This window comes from Bordetella sputigena (assembly GCF_965137885.1).
Taxonomy (GTDB): Bacteria; Pseudomonadota; Gammaproteobacteria; order Burkholderiales; family Burkholderiaceae_B; genus Bordetella_C; species Bordetella_C sputigena.
The window spans coordinates 472,848-485,076 of sequence record NZ_CBCSCA010000003.1; the positions used below are offsets into that span (position 1 = coordinate 472,848).

The following is a 12,229-nucleotide window of genomic DNA, read 5'->3' on the forward strand; positions in this document are numbered from 1 at the left end:
ATCACCATGCAGAAAGATGTCTACGTCATCGCCGCGGCGCGCACGGCCATCGGCGCCTTCGGCGGCACGCTGAAGAACACGCCGCCCGCCGAACTGGCGACCCTGGTGGTACGTGAAGCCCTGGCGCGCAGCGGCGTCGCGCCGGCAAGCGTCGGCCACGTGTCGATGGGCACGGTCGTCACCACGGAGCCGCGCGATATCTACATGAGCCGCATCGCCGCGCTGGATGCCGGCTTGCCGCAATCGGTATCGGCCTTCAATATCAATCGCCTGTGCGGATCGGGCCTGCAAGCCATCGTGTCGTCGGCGCAGGCGATCGCCGCCGGCGATTGCGACGTGGCCGTGGGCGCCGGCGCCGAATGCATGTCGCGCGCCGGCTATCTGTCGCCATCGAACCGCTGGGGCGCCCGGATGGGCGACACGGTCATGCTGGACCTGATGCTGAATGCCCTGCACGATCCCTTCCACAACATACACATGGGGATGACGGCCGAAAACGTGGCCGAACGCTACGGCATCACGCGCCGGATGATGGACGAGCTGGCGGTGACCAGCCATCAACGCGCCGCCGCGGCGATCCGCGCAGGCCGCTTCAAGGAACAAATCGTTCCGGTGAAGATCGCCTCGCGACGCGGCGACATTCACTTCGACACGGACGAACACGTCAAGGCCGACACCACGCTGGAGGTGCTGGCGTCCATGAAGCCGGCATTCAAGCGCGAGGGCGGCACCGTGACGGCCGGCAATGCCTCCGGCATCAATGACGGCGCGGCGGCGCTGGTGCTGGCGGGCGCCGAAGCGGTGAAGACGCAGAACCTGGCGCCCATGGGGCGGCTGGTCGGCTATGCCTATGCCGGCGTCGAGCCCGCCCTCATGGGCACCGGCCCCATACCGGCGACCCGCGCCGTGCTGGCGCGCACGGGGCTGAAGGTCGCGGATATCGACGTCATCGAATCGAACGAAGCCTTCGCGGCCCAGGCCTGCGCGGTCATGCGGGAACTGGACTTCGATCCGGCCAAGGTCAATCCCAATGGCTCCGGCATATCATTGGGGCATCCGATCGGCGCCACCGGCGCCATCATCGCCACCAAGGCGCTGTACGAGCTGCAACGCATCCGCGGACGCTACGCGCTGGTGACGATGTGCATAGGCGGCGGCCAGGGTATCGCCGCCATCTTCGAGCGAGTCTGATCGGAGCTTGCCGGCTGGCAAACAAGGGAAAGCAATGTCGAATGTCTTGAAGAACCGGGTGGCGATCGTGACGGGCGCCGGTGGCGGACTGGGACGCGCCCATGCGCTGGAACTGGCGCGCCATGGCGCCCAGGTCGTCGTCAATGACCTGGGCGAAGCGGCGCAAGCGGTGGCCGATGAGATCCGCCGCGCCGGCGGACAGGCCGTCGCGCACCAGGGCGACGTCAGCCGCTACGAGCACATGGAAGCCATGGCGGCGCTGGCCGTCGCCGAGTTCGGCCGGGTCGACATACTCGTGAACAATGCCGGGATATTGCGCGACCGCACCTTCGCCAAGATGTCGCTGGAAGAATTCCGCCTGGTCATGGACGTGCATGTAATGGGCGCGGTGCATGCCACCAAGGCGGTCTGGGCCGGCATGCGCGAACAGAACTACGGCCGCATCGTCATGACGACGTCGTCGTCGGGCCTGTACGGAAATTTCGGGCAGTCCAACTATGGCGCCGCCAAGATGGCGCTGGTGGGATTGATGCAGACGCTGGCGATGGAAGGCGCCAGCAAGAACGTGCGCGTGAACTGCCTGGCGCCCACCGCGATCACCGCGATGACCGAAGGCCTGCTGCCGCCCGAGGCGGAAACCGTGCTGACGCCGGAACGCGTCAGCACCGGCCTGCTGGCCCTGGTGGGCGAGGACGCACCGACGCGCATGGTCCTGCTGGCCGGCGGCGGCAGTTTCGAAAGCGCGCACATCACCATGACGCAAGGCGTACATATTCCCGACGAGGAAGATCCCGCCGGTACGCTGCCCCGTCGATTGGCGGAAGTCCAGGATCAGGCTGGACAGGTGACACCGCAGTCCGGCTGGGACCAGGCAAAACACGAACTGGCCAAGGCTTTGGCGGTGCAATCCTGACGATGCCGCTCGCCGCGCCGCGGGCAACTATGTCCGCAGCAGCCCTGTAGTCGCCTGGGACACTTTGGCCCGGCCGAACAGGACATGCGCGGTTTCCGGTGGATCCAGGGCCAGCGCCTCGGCGGCCGCGCCGGCGATCAAGGCATCCAGTGACGCAGTGGGCCGCAGATCGCGCCCTTCGTAGAGATCGCCCGCGGCCAGCCCGGGCCAATCGGCCAGGATCCGGCCGCCCGACACCGCGCCGCCAAGAAGCATCGCGACCGCGCCTTGCCCGTGATCCGTGCCGCCCGTGCCATTGGCCGCCGCCGTACGGCCGAATTCCGTGGCGACCAGCACCGTGGTCCGCTCCCAGTGCGCGCCAAGGCTATCGCGCAAGGCAGCCAGCATGGTGTCCAGCGCCTTCAGTTGGTTCGCCAGCCGCTGGTTCTGCGCGCTATGGGTATCCCAGCCGCCCGTTTCGATCATGGCTATGCGCGGGCCGTCCGGGCGCGACAGGAAGCCGCCGGCCAGCTTGCCCAGGTGCGCGGGATCCTGCCGGGCGCCGGCGTCGCCGGCCAGCATGCGGGTCTGCATGGCCTGTTCCCAGAGCGGCCCGAGCTGCCGGTCATGGCCGTAGAGATCGGACACCCGCGCCAGAAGGTCGTCCGGCGCGGCCGGGAGCGTTGAAGGCGCATAGGAGGTTGCCGTCACGGCGCCCCGCAGCGCGGCGGGTATCGTCGGGGCGAAGGCGATCGCCTGCTCCCGTGTCTTCGGCAGCATGCCCGCCAGCCGGTTCAGCCAGCCGTCCTTCAACTGATAAGGCGCGCCGCCGCCGGTCTCCAGTACGTTCTGCCCATCGAAATGCGAGCGGTCGCGATAAGGCGAGGCCACCGCGTGAACGAACAGCGCCTGGCGCTGTTCGTACATGCGTGCTGTGTCCGCCAACGCAGGATGCAGCGCGAAAGTGCCGTCCAGCCGCGTCGCCGCGGAGCCGTCGATGGCCAGCGCGCCGCGCAGGCGGACATAGGCGGGATCGGCATAGGGAACGACGATATTCAAGCCGTCCGCCGCGCCGCGCTGGATGACGAAGACGAACCTGCGGTCCGTCGCGACATTCGCGAGAACGACGCGAGGCCTGGCGACCAGGGCTGCCGTGGCAAGGGCAAGGAAATCGCGGCGTGAGGGCATGGCATCATCTCCGTTGAAAGTCCGGTGAAACGAGAAGCAGCGCAATGGCGGTCTGTACGCTTTCCGCGCGCGCCACGGCCGTCACGGTCCCCCGCCCGGCAGTGCCCGCGAACAAGGCCCGGGCCAGCTCCCGTGGATCGATTGCGCCATTCACGCGCGCGGCCAGACGCTGAGCGGCTTCCACGCGCCGCACCAATGCGTCCGGCGCGGCCCAGGCGGCCGCCACGTCGTCATAGCCCGCCGGCGACCCCGGCCGCCAGACGGGCTGGCCCAATTGCGCCAGCAGCCCGGCGTAAGCGGGTGCGCCTCGGGGGCCACTTCGCGTCCCCAAGCCGCGCATGGCGGAAATCAGCCACTCCCAAGGCGTCTTGAATTTCACCGAGGCCGGCATCCAGGCCTGCGGCATATCGACCAGCTCCCGGTACATGGCGGACAGATCGCCACCGCCGCGGACATAGGTGCGCGCCAAACGATCGACGGCCTCCGGCGGTGGGTTGTCGGCGATGAAGTGACGCGCCAGTTTCAAGGAGATATGGCGCGCGGTGTCCGGCGATGCGGCCAGGTCCCGCAGGACCGCGAGCGGCTGCTGTACGCCGGCCTGCGCATACTGCCGTCCCATGATGGTACGCGCGCCGGGCTCGTGCAGCCCCGCACGAAACACGAATGCGCCCGGCGCCGCGTCGTCGGGTCTGGCGCCGCGCGCGCCGGCGATGCTCCATCCCGTCAAGGCGCGCGCGAACTCCGTGACATCGGCCTGCGTGTAGCCGGTGCGCGCGCCCAGGGTGTGCAGCTCCATGATCTCGCGCGCCAGGTTTTCGTTCAGCCCGCGCGATCTGGACGGATCGCGCCGTTCGGCTCTCTGGACCGCCTTGCTGTGCGGTCCCACGGAGCTCGGCTGGTCCAGGAACAGCTGCATCGCCGGATGCTGCTCGACGGCGACCAGCATATCCTCGAAGCGGCCCAGCACATGCGGGCGTATCGCTTCGGCCTCGAACGAACCGGCCAGGGCCGCGACGGCCGGCTTTTCCGCCGACACCGCGAAATGGTTGGCCCAGAAGTGGACCAGCCGCTCGACAAAAGGCGTCGGAGTCGTCAAGGCGCTTTCGACCCGCGCGCCCACCGCGTCTCGATAGTCGTCGCGTATGTCGGCCGCGAGCGCCTTGCGCGCTGCTTGCGCGTCCGGTTGTTCACGCCCGGGCCGGTCATCCCCGGGCTTTACCTTCCTGTCTTGCGCCACGGCCATGCGGCGCTGCGCCAGGTCGGCCGCCAATACCGACGACGACGGCCGCGCGCGCCAGGGCGCGGGCCGGGGATCATAGACGTCGAACTGGGCCAGCAGCCACCCTTTCGGATCGGCCGGCGGCGCCTCATCGGCGCGCGCCCCCAGACCGAAGCGGTTCAGCGCAATGGCGATGGGTTGCGATACCTTATCCATACACTACGCCTCCAGCCATATGGCGCTTACTGGACGCCGCCGCGGCGCACGTCGTCCCGGGCCGGCGCTTTGCCAGCCGCGGCCGGCTGCCGCCACTCGCCGCGCCGGCGCAAGCCCTCGACGAATGCCATGCGTTCCTGTGGCGACAGGCTTGCCGCGAAGTCCGCCACGGCATGCTCCACGCGCGTGCGCACCGCCGCATCGGCCGCGCGGGTCCTGGCCAGCGCCGCATCCAGCGCCGCGCGGTCGAGTTGCGGCGCGGCCAACTGTTCCAGTACATCCTGGCGCGCTTCACGGGCCGCCAGCGCATCCTCGTGTCCCTGGCGCCGCGCCTGCCTGAGCGCCCGCAGGAACTGTTGCCGGCGTTCCGGGGACAGCTCGTCCGCCGCGAAGCGCAGCGCGGCGCGCGGCGCGGCTGCTGTCTCGCCGACATGGGCGACGGAGAACCATTGATACGCGCCGCCGGCCAACCCGCCGAGCAGGAAGGCGTTCAATACCAGCGATCCCACCAGGGCGATCTTCCATCCGCGACCCATCATTCTTCGCCCCAATCGGAAACGGGGTTGCTGAAACCGGTTTCCTGCCAGGGCAGGTCGGCGTGCATCGCCGGCGCCGCCGCCATCATGTACATGGACATGGCGAAAGCGCCGACGATCCCCCCCGCCACGCCCGCACCGGCGAATACCGCGCCAGACCACCAGACAGCGCCACGACGCCACAGCGATTGCCTGGCGGGCGCGCTTGCCACGATGCGCTCGAATAGCGCTCGCGGCGGCGGCGCCTGAAGCTCGCTGTCCAGCCAGGCATCCAGGGGCAAGGATGCTTCCAGTATGGCGTCGGCCGCGGCCGGATGGCGAGCCGCCCACTCGTGGGCGGCGGCGCGCTCGCCCGCGGGCCAGCGGCGGGCATCGGCGCCATAGGCGTCCACGATGGCTTGGAATCTTTCAGGTGTCATGACGTACCTTCCCTGTTTCAATGCGAACCAGCGTTTCACGCAGGGCGCGCCGGGCGCGCGCGAGCAGGCTCTCCAAAGCGTCCACGCCAATGCCCATGACGGCGGCCGCCTCCGCGTTGGGCAGCTCCTGGTAATAGGTCAGGACCAGCGCTTCGCGTTGCCTCGGCGGCAACGCCGCGAGCGCGGCCTGGATGCGGCGATCGCGCGCGCCGGCCTCCACGACCGCATCCGGCCCGGGGCCGGGATCGGTGTATTCCGGCAGGTCATCGATCGGCTCCTCGCGCCGGCCACGCAGCCGGTCATAGCAAAGATTCAGCGCCACGCGATGAAGCCAGGTATCGAAGCGCGCTTCGCCCTCCTTCCAGCTCGGCGCCTGCTTCCACACGCGCATGAAGGCCTCTTGCGCCACGTCCTCGGCTTCCATGCGGTCGCCCAGCATGCGCGTCGCCAGCGCCAGCAGGCGCGGCAGTTTGAGCGCGACGAGCTGGCGCACGGCCGCCGGGTCGTGCCTGCCGACCAGGGCGATGAGGGCGGCGTCAGGATCGCGTTCGCGTTCGCTCAAAGTGCGCGTTGCGGCGTGATGATGCGTTCAGGTTCAATAGACGTAGACGGGTCGGACGTGGACCGGCCGCGCCGGGACCACGACGCAGCCGCTCAGCGTGGCGGCCACCAACAAAAGGACGGCGAAAGTTTTGATCACGGCGGGGTCTCCAGGTTCTGTGCAAAACGCGGTCGTGCGGTTTTTTCTATGCCCAGTGGCCCGGCACCCAATGCCAGTTGGGGCCGCGCGCCACCCAGTGCCCCGGAATCCAGCGATAGCCGACATGCACGGGTTGCCAGTGGCCGGGCATCCAGACATAGCCGCCGTGGTCCCAGCGCCAATGGCCGGCATCCCACACGTAACCCGCGCGCGGCCCGGGCACGACCTCGACGCGCGGTGGAGGCGGCGGCGCGGTGGGTTCGACGATCACCACACGGGCGAACGCCGACGATGCAGCCAGCAAAGCGCCGGTCGCGCATACGGTCTTTAGCAGAACAGCAAGCTTCATGTCAGGCTCCCAGCTACACCGTCGATCCGGGACGGCGCCGTTTCTACTTCAACGCGCGGAGCAGCGTATATCCGTCGCCGCGAGATGTAAGAGTCGGTAAGGGGGAGCCGCCTGAAGCGCGCGATTATCGGCCGATACGTATCACCTGGCGTATCCCCACGGAGGCGATCAGCCCCATGATGATGGCGACCGCGCCCAGCGCCACGCGCAGATCCGCGTGATGCGTGATGCCGCCGATGATGGCCGGGCCCAGCAGCATGCCCGTGTAGGCGCAGCGGGCGATGGCCGCCACGCCTTGCGCCGGCGTGGTCCCGGGCAGGCGCGCGCCGGCCAGGAAAAACAGCGGCATCAGGTTGGCCACGCCCAGCCCCATCAGGATGAAGCCCGCGACCGTCCAGCCCGGCTGCGGCACGGCAACGGCCAGGGCGATGCCGGCAAACCCCATCCACGTACTGATGGTCAACGTCGGCCCATCGCCGATCCGCTTGCGCAAGGGATCGGCGGCGAAGCGACCGCAGGCCATGCCGGTGGAAAACGCCGCATAGCCGTAGCTGGCCAGCCGCGGCGCGGCATGCGCGACGTCGCGCAGGTAGACGCTGGCCCAGTCGTACATGGCGCCTTCGCAGATCAAACCCAGGAAAGCAAAAAGGCCCAGTATCCACAGGGCGGCGGGCACGCGCCCCGAACCGGCCCTGGCGGCGTCCTCATCGGACGACGCATCGGCCAATAGATGCGGACGGCCCCACGCAATGGCCGCCAGCGTCGCCAGCCCCATGGCGGCGGGATACACCCAGGACGGCAGATCGGCCAAGGCCGCCAGGCCGCCCAGCCCTGCGCCTATCATGCCGCCCAGGCTGAACATGCCGTGCAGGGTCGACATGATGGGCCGGCCGCCGCGCGTTTCCACCGCGGCGGCTTGCACATTGACGGTCACGTCGTAGCCGGCCGTCGACATGCCCAGCACCAGCAGCAGGGCCAGCAGGATCTCGAAGTTCGGCATCCAGGGAATCAGGGCGGTGGCCAGCGCATAGATCACGCCGCTGACCACCAGGGCGCGGGCGCTGCCCACCCGGGTGGCCCAGCGGCCTATCGTGCCCATCGCGATGATGGCGCCGCCCGCCACCGTCAGCATGGCGAAGGACAGCACGAAGTCCGACAACTCGAAGCGCGACTTGATGTCGGGGATCTGCACGCCCCAGCAGGCGAAGGCCATGCCGGCGACGAAGAACTGCGCCATGACGGCGCGGGTAGTGGCGCGCATGCCGCTGGCATGGGCCATGGTCGAGGGCAAGGCGTCGTTCAAATCCACCGAATCAGGCATCTGTTCAAAAGGTTTTTATCTGGCATTACTGGGAATAGCGCGCGGCGCGTTCACGGGCATGGGCTTGAAGCAGCGGCGCCAATTGGCGCACCGCCCGCCGGAACTGCTGCGCGACGGCGCCCAGCGGAATGGCGCGGCGCCTGAGCAGCCCCAGCGTGCGGGTCACCCGCGGCCCGCCCAATGCGCAGACCGCCAGGCGCGGATCCGGCGCATCCGGCAGGGCCGACAGCGGCACGACGGAGATCCCCAGCCCGGCTTCCACCAGGCCCAGGGAGCTGGTCAGGTGATCGATCTCCACCAGATGGTCGCGCTGCCAGCGCCACTTCCGCAAGGCTTGTTCCAGCACCGCGCGATTGCCGCTGCCGGGCTCGGAGACGATGAGCCGGTAGGGCTTCAGGTCGCTCCAGTTGACATGGCTGCGTTCCGCCAGCGGATGGTCGACAGGGCAGGCCAGCAGGAATGGCTCTGTCAGCAAGGCGTCGAAGGACAGGCCGGCGCCCGCCGCGGGCTGCAGCGTCACGCCGAAATCCACCATGCCGTTCAGCACGCCCGCGGTCACGCCCGCCACATTGTTTTCGACGATGCGTATGCGGGTCTGCGGCCTTTGCTCATGGAAGGCCCGCAGGATGTGCGGCAACAGCAGCCTGGTGGCCGTGGGGATGCAGCCCAGGCTGAGCTGTCCGCTGCGGCTGGCCAGCGCGTCGTCCACCGCGGCCAGGGCGTCCGCCAGGCTGGCCAGGATGGCCTGCGCGCGCGGCAGCAGCAATTCACCGATGGGCGTCAACTGCACGCGCCGGGTAGTCCGTTCGAACAAGGGCGCGCCGATGGCCGTTTCCAAGCGCTGGATGCGGCGGGTCAGCGCCGGCGCCGAGATATTCAGTTCGGCCGTGGCCTGCTGGAAACTGGCATGCCGCGCGATCGCGACGAAGCCGCGCAGGCCTTCGAGATCGACCGCGTTCAATGAAGCCATGGCAAATTTGATTATTCCACTTCGCGCAATAATAAACGCGCAATGCGCAATTCACAATCCGCCGTCCCGCGCCGGATACTTGCAGGTCACCCTATTCAAAACCCCGCGGGAGCGCCGGAGACAATCATGGGCCACGGGCACGACAGCGAAGAAATCCAGAACACCTATACGCGTGGCATCGCGGAGTTCATCGCGACGCTGAAATACGAATCCATCCCCGAACATGTACGTGAACGCATCAAGCTCCTGATCCTGGACTCCTTCGGCTGCGCCATCTTCGGCGCGGAGCTGCCGTGGAGCAGGATCCTGCTGGAAACGCTGCTGGCCGAAGACCAAAGCACGACGACGCCGGTCTGGGGCACGGATAAACGACTGTCATCGCCGCATGCCGCGCTGGTCAACGGCACGCTGATCCAGGGCTTCGAAATCGACGACGTGCACCGGGTGGGCGTGCTGCACGTGGGCGCGGTCACCCTGCCCGCCGTGCTGGCGGTGGCGGGCCGGCGGCCTGGCATGACCGGGCAGGATTTCCTGCGCGCCTGTGTGGCGGGCTATGAGATCGGCCCGCGCGTGGGCATGTGCATGGGGCCCGAGCACATCGCCCAAGGCTGGCATTCCGGCGCGACCGTGGGCGTGTTTTCCGCGGCCGCCGGCGCCGCGGCCGCGCTGCGGCTGTCCGCTGACGAGACCGTGCATGCGCTGGGCATCGCCGGCACGCAATCGTCCGGCCTGATGGCGGCGCAGTTCGGCGCCATGGTCAAGCGCATGCATGCCGGGCGGGCCGCGCAAAGCGGCCTGTACGGCGCCCTGCTGGCCGCGCGCGGCTTTACCGGCATCGTCGATGTATTCGAAAACCCCTACGGCGGCTTCTGCAGCACCCTGTCGCGATCGACCGATCGCTTCGATCTGGCCAAGCTGACGGCGGGACTGGGCTCGCAATTCGAGACCATGCGTATCGCGCTGAAGTTCTATTCCTGCGTCGGCAGCAACCACACGACGCTGGACGCGCTGCGCACCATGCGGGCGCGCAAGCCCTTCGGACCTGACGACGTCGAGGAAATCGTGGTGGAAGGATCGCGGGTCACGGTGGACCACGTGGGCTGGAAGTACGTGCCGCAGGGGCTGACGTCGGCTCAGTTGAACCTGCCCTACTGCGTCGCCACGCTGCTGCTGGAAGGCGACGTGTTCGTCGACCAGTTCACGGAAGCGGACGTCACCAATGCGGAGCGGATCCGCGTTTCACAGAAAGTGCGGGTGGTCGAAGACCCGGCCATCACCGCGCGCGGCGCGGTTTATCGTCACATGGTGAAGGTGAAGGTGGCGCTGAAGGACGGCACGCGGATGGAGGAAACCGTCGAGGCGCCGCGCGGCAGCGAACATTCTTTCGCGTCCGCCGACGACGTCATCGAGAAATTCGTCAAGCTGGCTTCGCGGCGCATCGCGCGGCCGCAGGTGGACCGCGTGGTCGACACCATGATGAATATCGAGAAGCTGGCGGACATCGGCGAGCTGATAGATGCGCTGACCGTCAAGCGCTAGCCGTCGCGCGTCCGTGCCAAGGATACGCCCGCTCGATCATGCGGGCTGCCAGTACCGCGTAAGCGCCGGGTCCTTGCCGGTGACCGGGTCGGTGACCGGAAACGGCAATTTGGCGATCCGGTCGAGCATGGCCTGCGTGGGGGCGTCCCGGCAGATATCCCACTTCTGACCGGGCGGATAGGCGCCCACCACCAGGAAGTCCTGGCTGGCGGACACGCGGCAATGGCCGGTGCCGGCCGGCAGCACCAGCACGTCGCCCTTCTGAACGGCGACCTCCGTGCCGTGCGGGCCGCCCAGGATCAAGCGCGCGGAGCCGGCGGCGATGCCCAGGGTTTCGTGAGCCGTGGAATGGTAGTGGTGATAGTCGTAGATGCCGTCGCGCCACTGCGGCACCCAGCCGTTGCGCGCGAACAGCCCTTCGAAGGCGGAGGCGACATCGCCGTCCATGATCACGCCCATGTACTGCAACACCGGCAGCCGGGGATTGTTGGGCACCCAGTCGTTGGGTTGCAGCAGCAGCGTGGCGGGCACCTGGACCGCGGCGCGCGCGGGCGATGAAGGAATGGCCAGGCAGGCGGCGCCCAGCAAAGCGCCGGTAAGGAAATCCCGCCGATGGAATGTCGTCATGGTCAACTCCCGAGGTGTCTCTGTGTCCGGGGCAAACCCGTAGTGTGACACCCAGGGGCGGGCTATGGAATCCGCCGGCGCGTTGCGCTCGATCGCCGCCGCCGGGGAACGGCCGCGGCTCAGCTCGACAATCGCGGGAGCTCAGGCAGTGACGTGGATCTGCGTACCCACCATGCCGTAGGTCGACAACTGCGGCACGGTCGCCGCGTCCAGCAGGCTGGTGATGGCTTGCGCCTGGTTGTCCAGCACCCGGCGCAGCAGGACGTTCTGTGCTTCCTGCATGGCGTTGGCCTGTTGCAGGCCCACCGCCGTGGCGACGGTACCTTCGATCGACATGTTGTCCATGGACATGACCCGGCTGGAGAAAGATTCCGAAGCATACCGCAGGTTTGTGACATTTGGCATAATTTCGCCATGCCTAGCTTGCACATGTTCCTGTTGTTCCTGGCCGCCGACATCGCCCTGAAGCTGACTCCCGGTCCCGATATGGCCCTGACGCTGACGCGCGGCATGACGCAGGGGTTCCGCATCGCCTGGCTGAGCGTGCTGGGCACCTTCGCGGCGGGTTTTGTACAGGTACCGCTGATCGTGCTGGGCCTGGCGGCGATCTTCAAGGAATCGCCGACCCTGTTCCTGGCGGTGAAACTGATGGGCGCGGTCTACCTGATCTACCTGGGCGTGCGCGCCATACGCCGCAGCCGCAATCCGCATACGCTGGCCGAGGTCGCGGCGCGTGGCCAGGGTCGGGACGTGTTCGTGCAGGGCTTTATGACCAACCTGCTGAACCCCAAGGTGTTCATTTTCCTGATCGCCTTCCTGCCGCAATTCACCGATCCGGCGCGGGGGCCGGTGTGGGTGCAGCTGCTGTTCCTGGCCTGCTTCTCCAAGGTGTTCGGCCTGTTTTCCGGCGCCACCTATGCCTATGGCGCGGCGCGGATACGGAACTGGCTGACCCGCAACCGCTGGTTCCTGCGCGCGCAGGAAGGCGTGCTGGGCGTCACGATGATCGCGGTCGCCGGCTACCTGATCTTCAATCAGGACGGCCCGGCGGGGAAATAGCCG

At 68.0% G+C, this 12,229-nt stretch carries 13 protein-coding genes and 1 pseudogene; 4 read left to right on the forward strand and 10 right to left on the reverse strand.

All coding sequences use genetic code 11. The annotated features are described in order from the left end of the window. Positions 1 to 6 precede the first annotated feature (6 nt). Complete coding sequence (locus tag ACNA0R_RS08125; RefSeq protein ID WP_415825443.1) at positions 7 to 1,191, forward strand: acetyl-CoA C-acyltransferase family protein; 1,185 nt, start codon at positions 7 to 9, stop codon at positions 1,189 to 1,191. Positions 1,192 to 1,225: 34 nt separating this feature from the next. Next, positions 1,226 to 2,104 (forward strand): SDR family NAD(P)-dependent oxidoreductase, encoded by an 879-nt coding sequence (locus tag ACNA0R_RS08130; protein WP_415825444.1) that lies wholly within the window; start codon positions 1,226 to 1,228, stop codon positions 2,102 to 2,104. Positions 2,105 to 2,131: 27 nt separating this feature from the next. On the opposite strand, the gene ACNA0R_RS08135 is transcribed toward ACNA0R_RS08130, so the two are convergent. From ACNA0R_RS08135 to ACNA0R_RS08170, 8 genes and pseudogenes are all read right to left on the reverse strand, one after another. After that, entirely contained in the window at positions 2,132 to 3,271 is a 1,140-nt protein-coding gene (locus ACNA0R_RS08135) for a DUF1501 domain-containing protein (protein ID WP_415825445.1), read from the reverse strand. A gap of 4 nt (positions 3,272 to 3,275) precedes the next feature. Next, positions 3,276 to 4,706, reverse strand: coding sequence for a DUF1800 domain-containing protein (locus ACNA0R_RS08140; RefSeq protein ID WP_415825446.1), 1,431 nt, complete (start codon positions 4,704 to 4,706; stop codon positions 3,276 to 3,278). Between the two features lie 26 nt (positions 4,707 to 4,732). Then, positions 4,733 to 5,245, reverse strand: a complete 513-nt coding sequence (locus ACNA0R_RS08145) for a periplasmic heavy metal sensor (RefSeq protein WP_415825447.1) — start codon at positions 5,243 to 5,245, stop codon at positions 4,733 to 4,735. After that, positions 5,242 to 5,661 carry a hypothetical protein gene (locus ACNA0R_RS08150; protein ID WP_415825448.1) on the reverse strand — a complete coding sequence of 140 codons (420 nt, stop codon included), beginning with the start codon at positions 5,659 to 5,661 and terminating at the stop codon, positions 5,242 to 5,244. Before ACNA0R_RS08150 ends, ACNA0R_RS08145 begins: the two co-directional genes overlap by 4 nt. Beyond that, a pseudogene (locus ACNA0R_RS08155) lies at positions 5,651 to 6,241 on the reverse strand (RNA polymerase sigma factor); the annotation flags it as partial. The gene ACNA0R_RS08150 and the pseudogene ACNA0R_RS08155, both read right to left, overlap by 11 nt. Positions 6,242 to 6,407: 166 nt before the next feature. Then, positions 6,408 to 6,710 (reverse strand): hypothetical protein, encoded by a 303-nt coding sequence (locus tag ACNA0R_RS08160; RefSeq protein ID WP_415825449.1) that lies wholly within the window; start codon positions 6,708 to 6,710, stop codon positions 6,408 to 6,410. Positions 6,711 to 6,834: 124 nt separating this feature from the next. After that, positions 6,835 to 8,031 (reverse strand): MFS transporter, encoded by a 1,197-nt coding sequence (locus ACNA0R_RS08165; RefSeq protein ID WP_415825450.1) that lies wholly within the window; start codon positions 8,029 to 8,031, stop codon positions 6,835 to 6,837. Between the two features lie 25 nt (positions 8,032 to 8,056). After that, a complete protein-coding gene (locus ACNA0R_RS08170; RefSeq protein ID WP_415825451.1) occupies positions 8,057 to 9,001 on the reverse strand; it encodes a LysR family transcriptional regulator in 945 nt (314 codons plus the stop codon). 126 nt (positions 9,002 to 9,127) lie between these two features. On the opposite strand from ACNA0R_RS08170, the gene ACNA0R_RS08175 reads away from it, so the two are divergent. Next, positions 9,128 to 10,540 carry an MmgE/PrpD family protein gene (locus tag ACNA0R_RS08175; RefSeq protein ID WP_415825452.1) on the forward strand — a complete coding sequence of 471 codons (1,413 nt, stop codon included), beginning with the start codon at positions 9,128 to 9,130 and terminating at the stop codon, positions 10,538 to 10,540. A 36-nt stretch (positions 10,541 to 10,576) separates the two neighbouring features. Here ACNA0R_RS08175 and ACNA0R_RS08180 read toward each other — a convergent pair whose 3' ends face one another. Beyond that, complete coding sequence (locus ACNA0R_RS08180) at positions 10,577 to 11,167, reverse strand: cupin domain-containing protein (protein ID WP_415825453.1); 591 nt, start codon at positions 11,165 to 11,167, stop codon at positions 10,577 to 10,579. Positions 11,168 to 11,308: 141 nt separating this feature from the next. Beyond that, positions 11,309 to 11,518: a hypothetical protein gene (locus ACNA0R_RS08185; RefSeq protein ID WP_415825454.1), complete on the reverse strand. Its 210-nt coding sequence runs from the start codon at positions 11,516 to 11,518 to the stop codon at positions 11,309 to 11,311. A gap of 63 nt (positions 11,519 to 11,581) precedes the next feature. Here ACNA0R_RS08185 and ACNA0R_RS08190 point away from each other — a divergent pair, with 63 nt between their 5' ends. Next, the gene (locus ACNA0R_RS08190) at positions 11,582 to 12,226 is read left to right on the forward strand and encodes a LysE family translocator (protein ID WP_415825455.1); all 645 of its coding nucleotides are present in this window, start codon (positions 11,582 to 11,584) and stop codon (positions 12,224 to 12,226) included. The last annotated feature ends 3 nt before the right edge of the window (positions 12,227 to 12,229 follow it).